The organism is Lentilitoribacter sp. JB5-8, from assembly GCF_055693385.1.
This window is the reverse complement of record NZ_CM146332.1, coordinates 3,386,141-3,407,516: the sequence shown is the minus strand read 5'-3', so window position 1 is coordinate 3,407,516 and position 21,376 is coordinate 3,386,141. Positions and strand designations below refer to the sequence as shown.

The 21,376-nt window shown below is 45.1% G+C and carries 18 protein-coding genes; 2 read left to right on the top strand and 16 right to left on the bottom strand.

The genetic code is table 11. The features are described 5' to 3' along the window. Positions 1 to 15 precede the first annotated feature (15 nt). On the bottom strand, positions 16 to 1,527 hold the full coding sequence (locus ACZ1GZ_RS16555) for a fused MFS/spermidine synthase (RefSeq protein ID WP_472665973.1): 1,512 nt from the start codon (positions 1,525 to 1,527) through the stop codon (positions 16 to 18). Positions 1,528 to 1,542: 15 nt separating this feature from the next. Further along, positions 1,543 to 2,562 (bottom strand): spermidine synthase, encoded by a 1,020-nt coding sequence (locus tag ACZ1GZ_RS16550; protein WP_472665972.1) that lies wholly within the window; start codon positions 2,560 to 2,562, stop codon positions 1,543 to 1,545. Between the two features lie 205 nt (positions 2,563 to 2,767). Here ACZ1GZ_RS16550 and ACZ1GZ_RS16545 point away from each other — a divergent pair, with 205 nt between their 5' ends. Then, the gene (locus tag ACZ1GZ_RS16545; RefSeq protein WP_472665971.1) at positions 2,768 to 3,928 is read left to right on the top strand and encodes an ABC transporter substrate-binding protein; all 1,161 of its coding nucleotides are present in this window, start codon (positions 2,768 to 2,770) and stop codon (positions 3,926 to 3,928) included. 61 nt (positions 3,929 to 3,989) lie between these two features. Here the strand turns inward: ACZ1GZ_RS16545 and ACZ1GZ_RS16540 are convergent, their stop codons facing one another. The 14 genes from ACZ1GZ_RS16540 to ccoN all read right to left on the bottom strand — a co-directional run bounded on the left by ACZ1GZ_RS16540 (position 3,990) and on the right by ccoN (position 20,711). Next, positions 3,990 to 6,290: a molybdopterin-dependent oxidoreductase gene (locus tag ACZ1GZ_RS16540; RefSeq protein ID WP_472665970.1), complete on the bottom strand. Its 2,301-nt coding sequence runs from the start codon at positions 6,288 to 6,290 to the stop codon at positions 3,990 to 3,992. A 137-nt stretch (positions 6,291 to 6,427) separates the two neighbouring features. Further along, positions 6,428 to 8,290, bottom strand: coding sequence for a molecular chaperone HtpG (gene htpG, locus ACZ1GZ_RS16535; RefSeq protein ID WP_472665969.1), 1,863 nt, complete (start codon positions 8,288 to 8,290; stop codon positions 6,428 to 6,430). A 158-nt stretch (positions 8,291 to 8,448) separates the two neighbouring features. Beyond that, the gene (locus ACZ1GZ_RS16530; protein WP_472665968.1) at positions 8,449 to 9,180 is read right to left on the bottom strand and encodes a DUF1194 domain-containing protein; all 732 of its coding nucleotides are present in this window, start codon (positions 9,178 to 9,180) and stop codon (positions 8,449 to 8,451) included. A 123-nt stretch (positions 9,181 to 9,303) separates the two neighbouring features. After that, the gene (locus ACZ1GZ_RS16525; RefSeq protein ID WP_472665967.1) at positions 9,304 to 9,540 is read right to left on the bottom strand and encodes a phosphopantetheine-binding protein; all 237 of its coding nucleotides are present in this window, start codon (positions 9,538 to 9,540) and stop codon (positions 9,304 to 9,306) included. Positions 9,541 to 9,561: 21 nt separating this feature from the next. Then, positions 9,562 to 11,034 carry a hypothetical protein gene (locus ACZ1GZ_RS16520; RefSeq protein WP_472665966.1) on the bottom strand — a complete coding sequence of 491 codons (1,473 nt, stop codon included), beginning with the start codon at positions 11,032 to 11,034 and terminating at the stop codon, positions 9,562 to 9,564. Positions 11,035 to 11,036: 2 nt separating this feature from the next. After that, on the bottom strand, positions 11,037 to 12,614 hold the full coding sequence (locus ACZ1GZ_RS16515; protein ID WP_472665965.1) for an AMP-binding protein: 1,578 nt from the start codon (positions 12,612 to 12,614) through the stop codon (positions 11,037 to 11,039). Between the two features lie 205 nt (positions 12,615 to 12,819). Next, positions 12,820 to 12,966 carry a cbb3-type cytochrome oxidase assembly protein CcoS gene (gene ccoS, locus ACZ1GZ_RS16510; RefSeq protein ID WP_472665964.1) on the bottom strand — a complete coding sequence of 49 codons (147 nt, stop codon included), beginning with the start codon at positions 12,964 to 12,966 and terminating at the stop codon, positions 12,820 to 12,822. Then, positions 12,963 to 15,224, bottom strand: coding sequence for a heavy metal translocating P-type ATPase (locus tag ACZ1GZ_RS16505; protein WP_472665963.1), 2,262 nt, complete (start codon positions 15,222 to 15,224; stop codon positions 12,963 to 12,965). Before ACZ1GZ_RS16505 ends, ccoS begins: the two co-directional genes overlap by 4 nt. Before the next feature lie 3 nt (positions 15,225 to 15,227). Then, a complete protein-coding gene (locus ACZ1GZ_RS16500; RefSeq protein ID WP_472665962.1) occupies positions 15,228 to 15,719 on the bottom strand; it encodes a FixH family protein in 492 nt (163 codons plus the stop codon). A 1-nt stretch (position 15,720) separates the two neighbouring features. After that, positions 15,721 to 17,250 (bottom strand): cytochrome c oxidase accessory protein CcoG, encoded by a 1,530-nt coding sequence (gene ccoG, locus ACZ1GZ_RS16495; RefSeq protein WP_472665961.1) that lies wholly within the window; start codon positions 17,248 to 17,250, stop codon positions 15,721 to 15,723. Between the two features lie 46 nt (positions 17,251 to 17,296). After that, positions 17,297 to 18,169: a cytochrome-c oxidase, cbb3-type subunit III gene (ccoP, locus tag ACZ1GZ_RS16490; protein WP_472665960.1), complete on the bottom strand. Its 873-nt coding sequence runs from the start codon at positions 18,167 to 18,169 to the stop codon at positions 17,297 to 17,299. Between the two features lie 3 nt (positions 18,170 to 18,172). Further along, positions 18,173 to 18,328, bottom strand: a complete 156-nt coding sequence (locus ACZ1GZ_RS16485; RefSeq protein WP_472665959.1) for a cbb3-type cytochrome c oxidase subunit 3 — start codon at positions 18,326 to 18,328, stop codon at positions 18,173 to 18,175. 11 nt (positions 18,329 to 18,339) lie between these two features. Next, a complete protein-coding gene (gene ccoO / locus ACZ1GZ_RS16480) occupies positions 18,340 to 19,071 on the bottom strand; it encodes a cytochrome-c oxidase, cbb3-type subunit II (protein WP_472665958.1) in 732 nt (243 codons plus the stop codon). A gap of 11 nt (positions 19,072 to 19,082) precedes the next feature. Next, positions 19,083 to 20,711, bottom strand: coding sequence for a cytochrome-c oxidase, cbb3-type subunit I (gene ccoN, locus ACZ1GZ_RS16475; RefSeq protein ID WP_472665957.1), 1,629 nt, complete (start codon positions 20,709 to 20,711; stop codon positions 19,083 to 19,085). Between the two features lie 200 nt (positions 20,712 to 20,911). On the opposite strand from ccoN, the gene ACZ1GZ_RS16470 reads away from it, so the two are divergent. Next, a complete protein-coding gene (locus tag ACZ1GZ_RS16470; RefSeq protein ID WP_472665956.1) occupies positions 20,912 to 21,376 on the top strand; it encodes a hemerythrin domain-containing protein in 465 nt (154 codons plus the stop codon).

The window sequence follows — 21,376 nt, the reverse complement described above, 5'->3', positions numbered from 1 at the left end:
TATTGTTTTATATAACTAACACACTTTTGGAGTTATGTTATCCCTAAGATGGATATGTCCCCGATAGGGGAATTTGGTGTTGTTTGTCGCAGATGCAACTGCAATTTTGTTGTCGTGATATCCAACGCTTGTTACAAATTTATCAAAGCCGGTTAGGAAGTTTATTTCACCACACGTGTCGACCATTGCAACGTTTGAGGTGCCGTATAGACCGACGAGCAGACCGCCATTTTTCATTATTCGCAACCCATCAGGACCTGTTAGCGCAGAGGCATTTTCAAATGCTCTTGTGTTTGCAAATTCTGTATGAATTTCAGGAGTTTGGGCGAAGCTCCCATCTGGTTTTTGCATAAATTTGAGGATGCGCTTATTTAAGTGTTCACTCACGTATAATGCTTTGTCCGCTCCACTGAATGCTACACCATTTGCATAGCGAATATTTTGTACAACGAGCTTGGTGTTCAGTGATGCGTCGATATGAAAGACTTGCCCTGTTGGAATTGAATTTGGTGAAAATACCCCGGAATTTGAAAAATATGCGCCACCTGTTCCATCTGAATTGATGTCATTAGGTGATGAGATTCGATACCCATCTGTGGAATATTTCAATGTGTCTTTAACAGATCCCGATGAATCTAAAATCAGAATTTTAGGTTCTAGATGACAGGCCACTGCAAAGTTCTCAGATTGTATCTTGGTAAATCCAGTTGGACCACATTTTTCGCCCTCCCAGAAGACACTAAGCTTCGGGCCGGATAGTCGCATTATTCTATTTGCGGTCATCTCAGTGAAGAACAGGTCATCTTCTGAATTAAAATATATCCCTTCTGGATAGAGTGCATCGATTTTTAAATTGTCAGCGCGTGCATCAATGTTTTGCCAAAGACCTGAGCTGATCAAAAATGCTGCAAAAAATATTGATAGCCGGTTGATCAGAAAACCGGATTTCAGATGTATAAACATGATCAAAGACGCGATGAAGAGGAGGACTATGCCAAAACTCATTGATATTTGAGAGGTACCAAATCTTGGGATCAATACAAAGGCGGTCACAAGTGTACCAACAACATTCCCCAATGTAGATATACCATAAACCCAACCGGCAATGCTGCCGCTCTCCTGGATATTTCGGGTCAAGCTTCTCACCAGATAAGGAGACCAAAAACTCATTAGAAATACAGGTAAAGCCTGGATGAAAACGGCTGACATGAACAGCAGTGGAAACCCATATTCTAAGTCTTCAATTGCCGTCTGCAACAACCCGTGCGCAAAGATTGAAACCAATATCATGTATATACCGGAAACAGCAGTAACGATTGAAAGAACTGAAATGGCTGTGAAGCGTTTTGATAAATTGCCTCCGACCATATAGCCGAACATCATCGATAACAGCACTACGGAAATTATGCATGCCCATGTGTCGATACCACTGCCAAAGTAGGGGTTTAAATATCTGCTGGCGAGCATTTCAAATCCGAGCAAAACGAACCCTTCAATGAACAAAAGGCAGTATAGAACGTAACGCATTATCGTGCTCCGATGCTATTGCGATATTTCTTCCAAACGACGATTATGTCGTTCGATAGAATTAAGATATTGCACTGGTGCAAAGTCATCGGTCAAAATCTCTCCTTTTATGAGGTCCTTAAGAACCACACGACGTTCATCGAGATAGTTAGCAATTGGGTATTTCAAACCATATGTTTCATCCAGCTTTTCAGCACGCTTCACGATATCATCAATATTCTTTTTCTCGCCATTATAGGCAATAACAACAATATTGCCGCGTGCTTCAAACAAATCTACATGTTCAAATACATCTGAAATGGTAGCAATTGCAGCATCAAATAACATTGTGGAGGGTTCGATGTTTTGAACCATAACACCCCCTTCATTTAAACGCTTTGCAGAGAGCTCGTAGAACTGTTTCGTCAGCAGGTGGAATGGCACAAATGGGCCGCGATACGCGTCTACAATTATGATGTCGTGTTTTTGTTTATTCCGGGTTAGGAATATCCGACCATCCTGCTCAACAATGTCAAGATTATCCGATTTTTTGAGCCCAAAATACTTATCAGCTAATCTTAGAACTTCTGGGTCTAGTTCAACGGTTGTGACATTTACATCTTCAATGCTTTGGCTGAGATAGGCCGCTGTGCGACCACCGCCTGAGCCGATTTCAACAACAGTTTTGGCATTGTCTGGATATGCCATAGCGATAGTCATATAGCGTGTGTAAGTCACAGGTAGCGCAAATTCATCGGTGAGATCTTTCACACTTTCTGTATAGATGCGCGTATTGTGTCCAAAGGTCATGGAAACAAGGTTATTATCTTTTCGGATGATAATGGTGTTGTACTGACTTTCTTTTTGCTCGATCACTTCGCTTTTTGCCGGCTGTATAGCCAGAATAAGGCATGCAAACAGGAATGAACAAAACAGGCTTATGTTTTTAAATAGAAAGCTATTGGACATATCAGAAAACTTACTCACATTGGAAAGCACTTGGTCATTTGGCAACGAACCAGGTGTTTTTATTAATTGAATGCGTTGGTTTAGCATTTAAATTTCATACCTGACCAGCATCGCAAAGCGCAAGTAGCATACGATCACTTTATTGCGCTAAGAATATGGTTTCAAAATCAAATTTCTATCAAGCATATTAACGACAGTTGTTAAGTTTGTTTGCATTCAAATAAATTTTCTGTTTCGATCCAAAAACTAATCTGTATAAATAGGATATAAAATAAACATTTGGGAGTTGAATATGAAACTTAAAGCATTTGGACTTGCTGCTATTGCTGCCACTGCGTTGAGCGCTGCGGCCGTCCTACCTGCATCCGCAGATGGTCACGGCAAATTAAAAGTTGGCATGATTACGACATTGTCAGGTGGCGGCGCTGGTTTGGGAATTGATGTTCGCGACGGCTTTATGCTGGCAGTTAAGCAAAGCGGGAATACCGATCTGGAAGTAGTGATCGAAGATGATCAGCGTAAACCTGATATTGCTGTGCGTTTGTCAGACAAGATGATCCAATCTGAAAATGTTGATGTTCTGACAGGTATTATCTGGTCAAACCTTGCAATGGCTGTTGTACCAGCTGCAACCGCGCAAGGTAAGTTCTATTTGTCTCCAAATGCAGGCCCATCACCACTTGCGGGCAAAGGGTGTCATCCAAATTATTTCAATGTTGCATGGCAGAACGATAACCTGCATGAGGCAGCTGGCGCATATGCAAATGACGCAGGCTATAAAAATTCTTTCATTTTGGCGCCAAACTATCCAGCAGGTAAAGATGCTCTGACGGGTTACAAGCGCTTCTTTAAAGGTGAGCTTGCGGGCGAGCTTTATACAAAGCTAGGCCAAACAGACTATGCAGCGGAAATCGCTCAAATCCGTGCTTCAGGTGCTGACAGTGTGTTCTTCTTCTTGCCAGGTGGTATGGGTATCTCATTCTTAAAGCAGTTCTCTGGCAGCGGTATCGATCTACCAGTTGTTGGCCCAGCCTTTAGTTTTGATCAGGGCATTTTGCAGGCCGTTGGTGAAGCAGCGCTAGGTGTGAAAAACACATCTCAGTGGAATAAAGATATCGACAATGCGACAAACAATGCCTTTGTTGAAAGCTTCCAGGCTGAATATGGTCGTTTGCCATCGCTTTATGCATCGCAAGGTTTCGACACTGCGAATTTGTTGTTAAGCGCAATGGACAAAGCAGATGTTAAAGATGCAGATGCCTTCCGCGCTGCATTGAAAGCAGCTGAATTCTCTTCAACACGTGGCGATTTCAAGTTTGGAAACAACCATCACCCAATTCAGGACATTTATGTTCGCGAAGTGATCAAAGAAGGTGATGTCTTTACCAATAAGATCATCGCTACTGGTTTAACTGAACATTCAGATGCTTATGCAGCTGATTGTAAGATGTAGCCAGACATAGATAGCTAAATAAAAGGCCAGATCTACTGAGATCTGGCCTTTTTTGTTGCGCCTATTTGTATTTTTCGATCTCAGGCGGTGAGTGCACTTTAATGGGTGGTAGTGGCTTCTCCCATTTAGATACCCACACGAGTGCCGTATGGGCTATATTTGACTGAGATAGTTCTGAACAGCCTTTGTCGATGGTTAGCACATTCGGGTTTCCATGAACTTCAATGATCTCGCCATCAATTTCCTGCGGATCGTACCAAGCGCCAGTGGCAAGCGAGATTGACTGCGGGTGAATGTCATCGGTGAGTTGAGCTGCGCACAAACACTTGCCACGTTCGTTGTGGACTAGAATGATATCATCGCTTTGAATTCCCATTTTTCTGGCAAAATCGGTATGAAGATAAGCAGGCTCTCGACCCTTGATCTTGGTTGATTTGGATTCCGAACCATTATCAAGCTGACTATGCAAACGGGTTGCCGGTTGGCCGGAGATGAGATGCAAGGCATCCGGCTTGTTGTTTTTATCGCCCAACCATTCAATTGGCTCCAACCACATCGGGTGAGGGGGGCAATCGGCCATATCCATTTTCGCAAAGGTTTCAGAATAGATCTCAATTTTACCGCTTGGTGTGTTGAGCGGATTGGCTTCTGGATCTTCGATAAAGTTGCTGAATTGAATGCGCGTCTGGGAACTGTTGGGGCATTCAAATACACCTTCGTTCTTAAAATCTTCAAACGAGGGCAAATCGAATTGTTCTGATTTTGCAACTTTTTGGGAATCTTTCCAAAGCTGCTCGAGCCATTGATCAACTGATTTATGTTCTGAAAACTTGTCCAGCACGCCTAATCTTTGCGCCAAACCACATAGAATCTCATGATCGGATTTCGCGTCGATCTTGGCTTCATACACACGTTCCATCCAAACCAATTTAGGATCGCGTCGGTTCATCATAATATCGTCGCGTTCAAGCGAAGATGTGACAGGAAAGACAATATCAGCGCGTCTTGCCGTTGATGTCCAGAACTGTTCATGGACGATCACTGTGTCTGGCTTTGTCCAAGCATCATTGAGCTTATTTAAGTCTTGCTGGTGATGAAACGGATTGCCACCCGCCCAATAGACCAATTTGATATCCGGCATTTGATGGGTGTCACCATCAAATTTGAAGCTCTTTCCAGGTGTTGATAAAAGTTCTGTGATCTTTGCGACGGGGATAAAATCATCTACTGGATTTTTACCTTGTGGAACGGATGGCCAGCTTATCAATTTATCTGATCGACCTACCGGTGTGGTAGAGCCATAACCAAAGGAAAAACCGGTTCCTTTCTGGCCAATTTGACCCAGCATGGCCGCTAATGTGAGCGCTAGCCAAAGCGGTTGCTCACCGTGATCTGCGCGCTGCATTGCCCATGTCGTTGAAATCATGGTTTTATGTCGCGCCATGTTTTGTGCGAGCTGAATGACATCTTGAGCAGATATCTCAGTGATGTTTTCGGCCCATTGTGGCGTTTTTGCAATGCCATCTGTGTCACCCATCACATAGGATTTAAATGCATCCCAACCATGACAATAGGTGTTGAGGAATTTCCCATCATATAGATTGCGCTCAATCAGTGTATGCGCGATTGCAAGCATGAGGGCTGCATCTGTGTTGGGTCTGACAGGGAGCCATTGCGCGCCAGCATCGCTGGAGAAGTCTGAGCGCAAGGGTGATATATTGACAACTTTCAAACCGTTTTGCCGAGCAGCTTCGAGCCAGTTTTCAACCTCGTGCTTTGAGGTGCCGCTCGATGTGATTTGCGCGGTTCTAGCGGATATGCCACCAAAGCAAATAAGATATTCGCAGTGTTCTGCCACCAGTTCCAAGCTCGTCATTTCATCTTGAAATACGCGGTTGGACATGCCTGTTATGTGAGGCAACAAGACTTCGGCAGCGCCATGAGAATAGGTGGTTTTGGATGAAGTAAAACCGCCAATTGTATTGAGAAATCTCTTAAGTTGCGATTGCGCGTGGTGAAAGCGCCCGGTGCTTGCCCATCCATAAGAGCCTGCATAAATCGCACGATTGCCATGGGTTTGGCGGATACGGGTTAGCTCCTCAGCTGCTAGATCTAGTGCAACGTCCCATTCTACTTCGACATAGGTGTCGTTGCACCTGTTAGATGTTTGCCGGTTTTCAAGCCAACCTTTTCGAATGGCTGGCTTGGTAATTCTTAATTCATTGTCTGTGGTGGCACTCATCCAGCCATTTCCAATGGTGGATGGATTTGGATCATCGTCCAATGGTTCAAGTTTTACTTCGTCACCTGACGTATTAACTTGATAGCTGCCCCAATGTGCAGCCGTATATTTTTGTCGCATTTCATCTCTGCTTACATTTTTCCCCGCACAAAATGTTGTGCAGGGTCAACGTTATCACAATGAAACTTAATGTTAAGTTGGTTTTTGCATGACACCAGAAAAATGATCAACTGGCTCCATTTGTCGCTATGAAGATCCTATAGCGCTAATGACATGACTGCTGTTAAGCGTCTGCTAAACTCCAATGCGTCACTTGGTGCCTCACCTTCAGAAATGCGTGCTTGATCAAGCAATAAATGCGCAGCATCCTTGAGTAAATCATCTGTCGCACCTTCATCTGCTTTTGCACGTTCGGCAAGCTTAATGATAATTTGATGTGATGGATTTAATTCCAACACGCGCGGTGTTGTGTGTTGCAATTGGCCTGCGCGCTTTAGCATGCGCTCAAGGGTTACATCCATATCCCCATCATCTGCGATTAAGCAAACAGGGCTATCTGTAAGACGTTTTGATGGACGCACATCTTTAATGGTGTCGCCGAGTTCAGCTTTAATGCGAGCAATGAGTTGATCGAGCTCTTTGACTTCTGGCTGATCTTCTTCACCGGCTTTGTCCAGGCCATTAATCTTATCAAGATCATCAGAACCTCGTGTGATGGATTTAAGCGCTTTTCCTTCAAACTCTGTGATGTGTTGTAGCCAGAATTCATCAACTGAATCAGACAATAATAACACCTCAACACCTTTCGCTTTAAAGCCTTCAAGATGCGGTGAGCGCGCGATTTTTGATGCGTCTTCACCAACAATGTAATAAATCGCATCCTGTCCTTCTTTGATGCGCTCGACATAGCCTGCAAGGCTGGTCAACTCATCGCCATTGGTTGATTTAAAACGGCAGATCTGAAGAATTTTGTCACGCAGAGCAATTTCTTCAACAAGACCTTCCTTTAAAACAGCACCAAAATTTGCCCAAAATGCTGTGTAGTCCTCAGGCTTTTTATCCGCTTTTTTCTTTAGTTCACCGAGCACGCGCTTGGTCAGACCGGTTTTCAGCTTCGCGAGTTTCGGATCGCTCTGCAACATCTCACGAGATACGTTTAGCGATAGATCTTCGCTGTCCACGACGCCGCGTAAGAAGCGTAAGTATGGCGGCAATAAGCCTTGTGTGTCATCGGTGATGAAGACGCGATTGACGTATAGTTTTACATGGCTTTTGCGTTCTGGCTCATACAAGTCAAATGGTGCCATAGATGGGATGAACAACAAGTTGGTATAGCTAAGCAGGCCTTCAACGCGATTGTGCATTGTCAGCCACGGTTCATCATAGGCATGTCCTGAATGGCGATAAAACTCAGTATATTGCTCGCTTGTGATATCTTTTGCAGGGCGGGTCCAGATCGCAGATGCTGAATTTAACGTTTCATCACCCAACAAAACTGGGAAGCTGATGTGATCAGAATAGGTTCGAATGATATGCTTGATGCGAGCGTCTTCTAAAAATTCTTTGGCGTCTTTCTTCAATGAAAGCGTCACGCTGGTACCGTTATTTTCCCGCGTTGTTGGTTCAATAGTAAATTGACCTTTGCCGTCTGACGCCCAAAGCCATGCTTCTTTTTCACCTGCTTTGCGTGTCGTTACGCTCACATTTTCAGCGACCATAAAGGCGGAATAAAAGCCAACACCAAATTGCCCAATGAGACCTAAGTCACCTTTGTTTTCATCATCCAATGCATTTAAGAAATTGCTCGTGCCGGATTTTGCGATTGTTCCCAGAGTATCCAGCAAATCTTGGTGGTTCATTCCAATCCCGTTATCAGAAACGGTCAGAGTTTTTGCCTTTGCGTCAATTTCAATGCCAATAGCAAAGTCTTGTCCACCTTCTAGGAGTGCGGCATTTGTGAGCGCTTCATAGCGCAATTTATCGCAAGCGTCAGAAGCGTTGGAGACGAGTTCGCGCAAGAAGATTTCGCGATTTGAATATAGTGATCCAGCAACGATATCGAGTAATTGTCCGACTTCGGTCTGGAATGAAAAGGTTTCTTTTGTTGCTGTGTCATTCATGACAATAAGCCCCTAAATCAAAAATAGATGATATTTAAAGTTGCGGCATATGTAGTTTAAATTCTTATTTAAACAAGGGATATCAGCGCCAATAAACAGCTATAATTATTTGAAAAGGTTACGCGGTCGAATTATCGAGCTTGAACGGTTGTTTTGTCTTAACCGATGGGTTGGGCGATCTCTCTGAAGAGTTTTTGCCGAATAGCCCGGGCAAAATCATCAAAATTTGTGGCTTTCTCAATAAAGGAGCCGGGTCCGAAGATAACGTTTTCGCGGTAGTATTGATCAAGATTTGGATGGTCTTTGGTCAAAATAGGGAGCCCGTTGATAGTAACATTGTTGATTTGAGCCAGTAGTTTTGCGTCCGGCATCATGATGGTTTTTCGGGTGAACCAAAAATCTGTTTCGATACCATCTCCGGAAACATCAACGACCAATCGCTCACCTTGAATTTGGTTTTCGCGGATAAGCCGAATGGCTTCAGCAACACCAGCACCGATGCCAGTGCCACCGCCATTTGCGCCCATTTTATTATCTGCAGTTAAATTGAAAGTGCGCACCAAATTAGAAAAGGCAATGATCGATGGTTCATCATCTAAGATATGCCAACCACTATTGGCTTTGGGAAATGCGGCATCAGACCATAATACGACTGCCACAGCGATTTTGCCGTGCGGACCTGAGGTTATTGCCGCTTGAATATTTGTGTCTAAAAACGCGTCCGCGGTGCCATTGAGCTGAAGCATGTATTCATGCTCGCTAATGCTGCCAGAAGCGTCCATCGCCAATACAAGCTCTAAATCGACATCTTGAGATTGCGCGTTTGCGATAAAATTATGCGCGGTAAGAAAACAAACCGCGCAGAATAATAATGCTAAAAATTGCTTCAACCCGTTCTCCGCCCAAAGTAAAACTTTTCATCTTCGGGCATCAGGTTAGCAAAGGATCATAGCTTTGCCTATTTGAAGAGGCTGTAAATCACATCAATTAAGTGTGAGTAGCACTCTTAAATCTTAAGCAGCTTGACCGATCAAACCTTCAAGATCTGCCAATGTATCAAGTTTTGAAATGTCAAAATCAGCATCAGCTAAATCGATGCCGAAGTCACTTTCAAGGGTCATCATAAGTTCTGTAGCCGCTAAACTGTCGAGCAAACCACTTGTGAAAATCGGCTCATCTTTGCTGATTTCCTGTGAGTTGCCACGTGCAGCCATCATTGATTTAACAACGTCCTGAATTGATTGTGCCATAATAAGTCCTCGTTAGTTTCGTTAGATAAAGAATAGGCTCAGCACGAATTGGCAACGTTCCGCCAGTGTGCCTTCAACAGTGATGTCACCGAAGATCTTCACAAAACAGAAGAACGTACAAACGTTTAGTCGCGTGAGAATTTCGTAACAAAAGAAGCCATGTTCGGGTTTAATTTTAAATGGGTTGACCTGTGAGAAGACCAAACCGAGCGCAAGTGCCAAGAAATAGACCCAAGTGGACTGGAACATTGCTAAGCCTTCCATCAATGTGGCGTCGGCAAAGACATGGGTATCTCGTGCAGCGTGGAATAAGAAGTTACCTAAACCTGCAGCACAGAATGTTGCAAATGCTATTCGGAGCTTTGGTGACTTCTTAAAGTATCTGACAAAGGCTGGATAGAAGAAGAAGTCGACCAATAGTTCTTTATGATAAAAATGATAGCGGTTCCAAAATTCAGCCAAAGTGCGCGAAGCCAATGGATTGCGGCTATTACGCGGGATGCGGTATCCGATCATGCGAATGACAGCGACAATCATGTGTCCCCAAACCGCAATGATCACAAGATCCAAGAAGTAGTTATAGATCAAGCTGACCCAGCTCGTACCCACAGATGCAGTTCCATCTGCTGTGGCTAAGATCGATGTGATCAAAGTTGGCAGCTCAAAAACATCTCTTGCGAAATATTCCATAACGAACCAAAGGCCTGCAAGCAATGCGCCCCAAACAGCAAGTTTGAGCGCTTTTAGTCTTGTGACTGCAAGTTCATCCGCATTTTTTGAATCAAACTTATTAAGATAACCAAAGCCTTTGCCAAGCGGTGTAGAACTGCCACCCCAAATAGGGCGCATCATACCTGCCTTTGCAATTAAAGGCGTTTTCACCTTGGCTTTTTCGTCCACTGCCGCATAGGCCAGAAACCAGATCGCAGAGATCATCACGCCGACAAATGTCCACACAAATGCGCCAATTAACGAGCCTTTCGGCAGCATAATCGCTGTGACCAAAAAGACCGACCAGATTAAAAACAAACTTGTCAGCGGCCGCTTTGCCAGCCTTTGCGTTGGTTTCCAATGCATGGCGCGCAAAAACAGTGCCGAGAAAAACAGGAATAAAACCACCGCCGGGATCTGTAACAGATAGGGCGATGATTCAATCACTTGCGATTTCAAATTGACAACCGCGGTCCATCCATCAATGCGAAAGGGTCGTAATATCACGTAAAGAATTGATGCGCCGACCAGCAATTCAATGCGGCGATGCGGTGCTAACGCAATGGCACCCAATGTGGCTGATACCATAACCAATGCAGCACCAGACAATTGTCCGGAAGCGGCTAGGGCTAAGATAAAGCCGATATGTAATACAAACACACCCAAATTTGTTTTCGCAAATTCGATCGCCACCGGATTTTGATCCATGGTGAGCCATGCGCGGCGCCATTTCAGCGGAGAATATTCAATCTCCGGCGGTTGTAAGGTTTCTGTTGAAGCCATGTTTAGGATGCCTCTTCCAGTTTAACCGTGTCATTAGTTGAAGGATTGGCAAGTTGTTCACGCAATGCTTTGCGATCAATCTTATCGCTGGTATTGCGCGGCATATCTTCAAGAATGTGGACCGTGCTCGGCACCATGTATAAAGGCAGTGATTTTTTCATCGCCAATTGAATGTCTTCAGCTGTCTTGCCGTTCTCAATTGCAAACCCAACCAGGCCTTGCGGGATACCTTCTAAGATCGGCCAGGCAACAATGGCTGCAAGTTCAGTGCCTGCAGCTTTGCGCAAATGCGTATCAACCTCTTCAAGTTCAATACGATTGCCCTTCATTTTGATCTGGTTATCGGTGCGACCCATATAGTGGAGCACGCCGTTTTCATCGCGATAACCAAGGTCACCGGTGAAATAAAGGCGACGACCATCGACATTGCGGAAGGCCTTCTTGGTTTGCTCTTCGGCTTTGAAGTAACCATCGGCGAGCTTTTCGCTTTCAAGCGCGATTTCACCCATTTTGCCATCAGACAATAGATTGCCATCCTCATCGCAGATCAGCATTTTTGTGTTTGAAAATTCCTGACCGATGGCCAGAATATCGCGTTGTTCTGTAACCATAAGTGGATTTGTCACGGTCTGGCGTGAACACACAATGGTACATTCAGTTGGACCGTAAATGTTTTCAATCCGCGCATTTGGCGCAGCTTCCTGCATCGCTTGAATTGTCGCCACAGGAAGCGGCTCACCACAGAACATGGAAAGGCGGAGACTTGGGAACAGATTTGGTCCAAGACGGTTTGCACGGCGCACATTGTTCACAATAGTTGGAACCGATAGCCACACGGTAATCTCATGTTTGCGCACAAAGGCTTGCGGCGCCATCATGTCCAATTGGCTCATGATATAAAGTGCGCTACCACCGCGCCAAGCTAAGAACATGTTGTGGACGCTCAAATCAAAGGTGAGATCATGCGCTTCTGCAACACGATCATCAGCATTTAGATCACACCATTCATGCGCTTCATTTAGATAGATATCGAGTGAATTGTTGGATATCATTACACCCTTTGGCATCCCGGTCGTGCCTGATGTGAAGATGATATAACCAAGATCGTCTGGTTTGCGCTGAACGGGTTCTGTAACAATCTCTTCTGGCAAATCGGATAGTTTAACAACGCCTTCGACTTCGCCAGCATCGTCGCTTGAAACAATGATTTTCGGTGCGTGCTTCTTCACATTTTCAGTAATAAGTTTCGCGCCAAATTTGTCGACGATAACTGCATCCAACTCAAGCTGCTCAAAGATTGCGATGAGGCGCTCTTCAGGCCATTTCATGTTGAGTGGCACATAGGTTGAACCCGCTGATGCAGCGCCGATGATACCGATATAGGCCATTGCACTGCGAGAGCCTAGAACGCCCACACGTTTGTTTTTTAGATTTGGTTTGATGAAACTGGCTAGTCGCGATGCATCGCGCCAAAGATCGCCATAAGTGAAGATTTTACCGTCACAAACCAAAGCGGTTTTGTCTGGATTTTCAGTAGCGGTTCTGTAAAACGCGTTGGCAATATTAAACTTTTCATTCATTAAAGACGCACCCCTGCTTAATAGTGACGCGACTTTTTGTTTTATAAATACGAGTTAAAAATGGCTCGTTACGCGCACTAATCCTGTAATTTGGGATCAGTTATACGCAAAGGGGTTTAATTTTTGATGCTGGAATTGCTTACAATTGTAACGAATCCCGAAATGACACCAACGTTTGGTAAACTCGAGGGCTAAGATAGGGCTGCTAGATATGCTCATCGTCATTTAATATGCGTTGAGCAGCACCTTCCGGGTCATCATATTGACCAGATTTCAAACTCCAGAAAAATGCACACAAGCCCAAAAAGCCTAATGACAAAGCAACGGGTAGTAACAATAAAATCAGATTCATTTTAGCGCCTTTGATTCAACTTCACTTATGTTATGTAGCGATAAACGCAAGCTGTTTAATACGACAATAATTGAAGAAGCAGACATAGCAATAGCTGCAATTAATGGGGTGATATAGCCTAAAAAAGCGAGGGGGATGGCGATTGTATTATAGGCAATTGCAATACCAAAGTTTTGTTTGATGATGCGCTTTGCGAGCTGTGAGGTGCTAATGGCATATGGCACGGCTTTTAAACTATCATTGGTGAAAATAAAGTCCGCAGCCTGTCGCCCCACTTCGCATGCACTTGCAGGTGCCATAGAGACATGAGCTGCAGCCAGTGAAGGTGCATCATTAAGGCCATCACCCACCATCATTGTTGGAATGTTTTCGCTTTCCAGATTTTGTAAATGCGCATGTTTATCGGCGGGTTTTAATCCAGCCTGCCAAGTTTTTATACCAAGGTGATTGGCAATTTTTGCCACGGCTTTACTGCCATCTCCGGAGAGTATTTCAGTGTCGATGTTGTGTTCATGAAGATATTGCTGTGCTTTCATGGCATCTGTGCGCAAGGTCTCGTGTAGGTTAAATTGATGTAACGCGCTGCCTTCGATCGCATAGGAAATTTTATCTTCAATAGGTTTCTTATCGTCGTTTGCAATTTCGTTCACCCAAGCTGCTCTGCCTAAGCGAATAGTTTTGCCATTCACATGGCCCTCAACACCGAAGCCGGCTATTTCGCGAATATCAGATACCTTGCCTTGCGTAACATCATACAGCGCATTGGCAATAGCTTTTGAAGCCGGGTGAGAAGAACGTGATGTAAGTGCCTTAAGGTAAGATTTTGTCATCTCGCCTAAATTCTCAATCTCGCCTTTTGCAAGTTTTGGCGTGCCAAATGTTAAAGTGCCAGTTTTATCAAATGCGATCCGGATAATTTCAGCAGCGCGTTCCAAGGCAGTGCCATCACGCATTAAAATACCATTTTTAAAAAGCTGATTGGCAGCGATCACATTGGTCACGGGTACCGCCAAACCAAGCGCGCAAGGGCAGGTGATGATCAGCACCGAAATTGCAATATTGAGTGAGGTATACCACGTTTCGCCGACGAGGAAGAACCAGATTAAGAATGCAACAAGCGCAAAGATGTGAACCACAGGCGCGTAGATTTTTGCCATCCGATCCGCCAGGCTGACATAGGTCATGCGAGAGTTTTCTGCAGCTTCGAGCATTTTGGAAACTTCAGACAAGAACGATTGATCAGCGGGTTTTGATGCTTTGATATCAATAGCACCGGTTAGATTTAATACACCCGCCTCGATCTCTTCACCGATTTTTGGCGCATGGGTATCGCTCTCACCGTTGACCAATGAACGGTCAAGATCGGTTTGTCCGGAAATCATTACGCCATCCACAGGTGTACGATCACCGGGGAAAATGCGCATTGTCATGCCGGCTTTTACTTGATCAATCGGGATATATGTTAACTGACCATCTGGCAGAATGCGGTTGGCACCTTTGGCCGCAATTTTGCTCAGCGCGAAAACAGAATTTCGGGCTTTCTCCCGCATTTTTTGATCGAGATACCGCCCGATGAGAAGGAAGAATAGCAGCATAACACCAGCGTCGAAATAGGCTTCACCAGTGCCATAGAATGTTTCATAAAGGCTCATAAACAATGAAAGTATGATCGCCAGTGAAATAGGCACATCCATGTTTAGATGACCAAACCTAAGTGCTGAAAATGCCGAGCGGAAGAAGACCTGTCCAGAATAAGCAATTGCTGGAATGGCAATCAACGCTGATACCAGCTCGAACAATTTACGTGTTTCGCCATCTGCGCCTGACCAGACGGAAACTGACAGTAACATGATATTGGCAGCTGCAAATCCAGCAACAGCAAGCGCCCGGATGAGTTTTGCACTTTGCTGCTCTTGTTTGAACTCGCTTAGATCGCCTAAATCTACTGGGGTCGGCGGGTAGCCAAGCTTTTCCAATTGATCAACGATTTGCAGGATGTCTGCGTTTTGATCGATCTCTAAATCAAGTTGCTTGAGGGTGAGATTAACGCGCGCAGAATTGATGCCAGTTTGTTTTTTAAGCTGCTTTTCAATGATGTTGATACATGCGCCGCAGTGAACATTGGCAACAGAGAAAACATATTTGGTGTCTCCACTGGCAAGCTCATGGCCGGAATGAAGATATTCCTCTCGGCGCGATGTTTCGCGATAGTCTTGAGTTCCAAGCTCTTCAGCAATGTCGCCTGCGCAGCAAGACATGATTTATTCTCCAACAACCAGACGAACAGCTTTGTTCCAGGTTAAGCCGTCCTGAGTTTGAACTTGTAGATCGATTTGCCAAAGACCGTTCTCGAGATTGTTCTCCACAACATAGAATTCGCCAATCTGAGTAAAGCTGACCATATGATCATTGGTTTCGTGCACAGGATTGCCGATTTTAGCGGATACATTCGCACCGGTAATCAAAGCGCCTTTGTTATCAGTGAGCTGAAGACGTAGCTGCGCATCTTGGTATTTAAGATCAGATGTCCAGCCCATCGCGCGTTGTTGTTCCAGTTTTTCAGTTTCTTCATTGAAGATTTGGCTGGCCACATAAGTGTTTTTAACAACAAGACCCGTCCATGTGGAGCCAGCATTAAAGGCAAGGATCATGTTGACCGTGATGATCGTTCCGAAAAACATGCAGATGATTGTGAACATATGCCAGCCAGTAAATTCGGTTGGTGCGACAAAAGATTTAACTGCTTTGATCATTTTATTTTCCTACCTCTGGTGCTTCGAAATTGGCGTCATAGACGTCGCGTTCGTTGGATTGTCTATCTTCTGCGATAAATTTAAATGGCGTAGATCCGGCGATCAGATTGTCTTTTGGTTGTTTAACGAACACGCGGAGTTCGCGCAATTTGTCCGGATCAACATTGATCAAGAAGGTTCTTGCTTCGCGATCCTCAAAACCATTGATTTGCATCACCGCTTCATCAAGGCCTTCAATTGAAAACACGATGGTGCGTGGCTCCTGGATCATGTTGAGAATTTTAACGGTATATGCATTGCGTATGCCGCCATCACTAAGCTGAACGAAAACTGGATTTCTGTCATGTTGAACGTTCACACCCAATCGGTCTCGCAATGATAAAGCGGTTAATAATCCAAGGCCAAGACATGCCCAGATCGCAAAATACATCACTGTGCGCGGACGCAAAAATACCTTCGGGTTAAAGTGTTTGATTTTATCAATAAAGCCGTTCTCATCGCGGATGCGGTTTGGATCAAGATTAAGCGTATCTGGATCAGTGGCGAGCGCCATATTGGTGTTGTAATCTTCTAGCGTTGAATAGGAGATCAAGCCCTTTTCGCGACCAAGTTTACCCATAATGTCATCACACGCGTCGATGCAAAGTGCGCAGGTAATGCACTCCATTTGCTGCCCATCGCGAATATCGATGCCAGCAGGGCAGACGTTTACACACGCCATGCAATCGATGCAGTCTCCACCGGTGAAATCTGCTTTTTTGGCCTTTTTGCTACCATGCGTGCGTGGCTCTCCGCGCCAGTCATTATATGTGACAACCAGCGAGCTCTCATCGAGCATAGCGGCCTGAATACGTGGCCAAGGACACATATAGTTACACACTTGCTCGCGCATATGCCCACCAAATACGTAAGTGGTTGCGGTTAAAATACCCACCGTTGCATAGGCTATATATGGGGCTTGGAGTGTAACGAAATCAACCAGCAAAGTTGGCGCGTCGGCGAAATAAAAAATCCATGCGCCGCCGGTTCCAACAGCAATCGCAAGCCATATCGCGTGTTTGATAATGCGTTTGCGTAATTTATCGAAATTATAAGGAGCCTTATCAAGTTTCATCCGCGCATTGCGGTCGCCTTCGATAAAGCGCTCTACAACGAGGAATAAATCAACCCAAACAGTTTGCGGACATGTGTAACCGCACCATGCGCGACCCATCACAGATGTTACAAGAAATAATCCAACGCCCGCCATGACCAGCATGCCGGCAACGAAGTAAAACTCCTGCGGCCAAATTTCGATAAAGAACGCATAAAATCTGCGATTGGCGATATCGATTAAGACAGCTTGGTCGGGCGCGTGGGGACCGCGATCCCAACGCAGCCAAGGGGTGATGTAATAGATCGATAACGTCACCGCCATAATGATCCACTTTAAACGCCGAAACTGACCCTCTGCACGCTTGGGAAATATCTTTTTCCGCGCTTCGTAAAGCTCGATTTTTTCCGGTTGTGGTATTTCTTGTTGGGCGTTCATTAGGTCAGTCTCTTGTTTAAGATAGATCTTGGTTAGGTGGCGAAGGTTATTCGCCGCCACCTAGTGAGTGTACGTAATGGGTTAATTGGCGAATGGTCACTTCAGATAAGCGACCCGTCCAACCTGGCATTACACCCTGTTTAGGATCTGAGATTTGCGCAACGATCTGTTCATGTGTGTTTCCATAAAACCAGATTGCATCGCTAAGGTTAGGTGCACCAAGTTCGCGGATGCCTTCACCTTTTTCGCCGTGACATGCAGCGCAATTGTCAGCGAAAACAGTTTGTCCACGTGCTGCAGCTTCGGCATCAAACTCCTGACCAGACATTTGGCGCACATACCAAGCAACATCGACAATCTCATTGCGTTCAAGCAATTCATCAGCGCCATATCTTGGCATTTCAGACAAACGCGTATCATCGTCTTGCTCATAGCGAATGCCGTGCTGCAAAGTGATGTAGATGTCTTCCAAAGTACCGCCCCAGATCCAATCATCATCGATCAAACTTGGGTAGATTGTGCCACCATTGGCGCCTGAACCATGACATTGAGAGCAGTAAACTTTAAAGGCAGATTGCCCACCATTAACTGCAAATTGCAGCAAGTCAGGGTTTTGGCTCACATCCTCCAGCTCGACACTAACAAGTTGGTCTCCAAGAACCTGACGGCTCTCTTCGACTTTTGTCATTTCAGTTGCAAGCTCACCGCGGCTTGACCAGTTCCAAATACCCTTGGTGTTGGTGGTAATGCCTGGCCATGCTGGATAGACGATGGTGTAGCCGATGGAGAATAAGATTGTTCCATATAACCCCCAAAGCCATGAGCGTGGCAATGGGTTGTTGAGCTCTTTAATGCCATCCCATTCGTGCTGTGTTGTTTCAACACCTGAAATATCATCGATTTCTTTGTGATCTTTCATGGTTTAGTCCTCTTTAAATGGAATTTGTGCTGCGTCGTCGGAGAGTGATTTTGCGCCTGGACGAAAGGTCCAGAAAACGACGAAGACGAAAATTGCAAACATGTAGAGCAATCCCCAGCTATCAGCGAATGTGCGCATGGCTTGATATTCAAAATCCATGATCAATCCTCCTAGCGAATGTTCTGGTCGGGTTCATAGGCGGAGAAATCCACCAATGTTCCGAGCATTTGAAGATAGGCAACCAATGCATCCATCTCAGTCAATTTGGATGGATCACCATCAAAATCTCCAAGGACGGCTTTTGGATAACGCTCTTCTAATCCATCCCAATCAGCATCAGGATCTGCTTGCGCAACGAGATCGGCTTGAGCGTTTTCAACCATATCATCAGAATAGGGGACACCTACGCGACGATTGGCGACCAAATGACTTTCAGGGTTGTTGAATTCCAACTCGTTTTCAGCCAAGAAGCCGTATTGCGGCATGATGGATTCTGGCACCACAGATTGAGGGTCAATCAAGTGTTGAACGTGCCATTCATTTGAATAGCGCGCACCAACGCGGGCCAGATCTGGGCCTGTACGTTTTGACCCCCACTGAAATGGGTGATCATACATGGATTCAGCTGCCAGCGAATAATGACCGTAGCGTTCAACTTCATCGCGGAATGGACGGATCATCTGACTGTGGCAAACATAACATCCTTCACGGATATAAATGTTACGACCTGCGAGCTCCAAAGGTGTGTAGGGGCGCATACCTTTAACTTTCTCGATGGTATTTTCGAGATAGAAAAGGGGTGCGATCTCCACGATGCCGCCGATGGTAACGGCGACAAGTGAGGTAACCATCAACAATGTGACGTTTTTCTCAAGGACTGTGTGTTTTGATAAAAGTGACATGTTTCTAGCTCCTATTCAGCTGGTGTCGCAGCAGTTGCCACAGAGGTGAACGGTTGCTCATCTCGAGATTTACCAAGGATTGTCATGGTCAAATTGTAGGCCATAACGATTGAGCCTGAGAGGAATAGAAGGCCACCAAATACACGCATGACATAGTATGGATGCATCGCTGCGATACTTTCAGCGAAGGAGTACACAAGGTAACCTTGGCTATCATATTCACGCCACATCAAGCCTTGTGTAATGCCTGATACCCACATCACAGCTGCGTAGACCACGATGCCTAAAGTTGCGAGCCAGAAGTGCCAGTTCACCATGCGAAGTGAGTAGAGCTGGTTACGACCCCAAAGTTTTGGCACAAGGTAATAAAGCGCACCAAAGGTGATCATACCATTCCATCCGAGTGCACCTGAATGCACGTGACCAATGGTCCAATCAGTGTAGTGAGATAGCGAGTTGACGGTTTTGATTGACATCATTGGTCCCTCAAAAGTCGACATTCCATAAAAGGCGAGTGAGATCACCATCATACGCAGGATTGGATCGGTACGCACTTTATCCCAAGCACCTTGCAAGGTCATAAGACCGTTGATCATACCACCCCATGATGGCATCCAAAGCATGATGGAAAAGACCATACCCAATGTCTGAGCCCAATCAGGTAATGCTGTGTAATGTAAGTGGTGAGGACCGGCCCAAATATATAGGAAGATCAAACCCCAGAAGTGGATGATGGATAGTCTATATGAATAAACCGGACGGTTTGCTTGTTTTGGAACGAAGTAATACATCATGCCCAAGAAGCCGGCTGTTAGGAAGAAACCAACCGCGTTATGGCCGTACCACCATTGGGTCAAAGCATCCTGAACACCTGCAAATGCTGAATAGCTTTTAGAGCCAAGCAGTGAGACCGGCATTGTCAAACCATTGACCAAGTGCAACATCGCAACGGTGATGATGAACGATAATAAGAACCAGTTTGCGACGTAAATATGCGGCTCTTTACGTTTCACAAGCGTACCAAGGAAAACGATTAAAAAAGCGACCCAAACAACTGTTAGCCAAAGATCAACATACCATTCAGGTTCTGCATATTCTTTGCCTTGGGTGATACCAAGCAAGTAGCCTGTTGCAGCCATAACGATGAAGAGTTGGTATCCCCAAAAGACGAACCATCCAAGTCCACCACCCCAAAGTCGCGCACGGCATGTGCGTTGAACGATATAGAACGAAGTTGCAATCAGGGCGTTACCACCAAAGGCAAAAATCACTGCAGATGTGTGCAGTGGTCTGATGCGCCCGAAATTGAAATAGGGTTGAAAGTTAAGTTCAGGCCAAGCCAGCTGCATAGCCGCCACAACACCCACAAGAAAGCCAACGACTCCCCAAAATGTTGTTGCGATTACCCCTGCGCGAATAACATCATCCATATATTCAGATGGATCAGCTTTCGCTGGTTTTGACTTATCCCAGTCAGGTGCAAATTTCAGATTACGAAGCATCACAATGCTGGCTAAAGCCATTGCGATGCAAAGCACAGTCATATGCGCCTGGAACAAGCTATCTTGCCCAAATGCAGCCGCCAACATGGCAGCAAAGGCGGCCAGTGCGGTAAATATAATTGGTATTCCGGAAGTCATGTGAACCCCTCATCTTCGTTCAAATGTGAGCGCCCAAAAACGCTCGATAACGATGAGAGAGATAGTTTGAAAAACACAATCGGGCTTTGATCTAGATCAATGTTAACAGTTTTTGTCACGCGCATATTGGTTTCACGCAATGTTTTGATTTTCTTGTTTTACAAACCCAATTTGGTGGGTGAACCGATGAAGGTGAGAATATGATTATGAACTCAATCGGAAAGGATGCCGAGGTTTTGCCTGAGTCACTAACCCTCGCAATTGACGAACACATAGAAGAACAAGTTTCGCTGTGTGCAGTCCTTGAAAAAATAGCTGATAGTTTGCCCGAAGATTTTGATCCGCAGATGTGTTTGCATGCAGCAAAGTCTATTTATCCAGTTTTCAAAGGTGCGCATGATTTTGAGGAAAACGTGTTGTTCCCATATCTTGCGAAAAAGGAAGGGGACGGCGAACGACTGCAGCAGATTTTCAACCGCTTACATGCCGAACATTGGGAGGATGAAAGCTTTGGTGAGGAGGTTTCCGAAGCGCTCATAGATTTAGTGCATGGCGAACAAGATAATCCTGAAAAACTAGGCTATATGTTGCGTGGATTTTTCGAAGGTGTGAAGCGCCATATTGCTTTTGAACGCGAACATCTCATTCCTCTCATCTCAAAATAA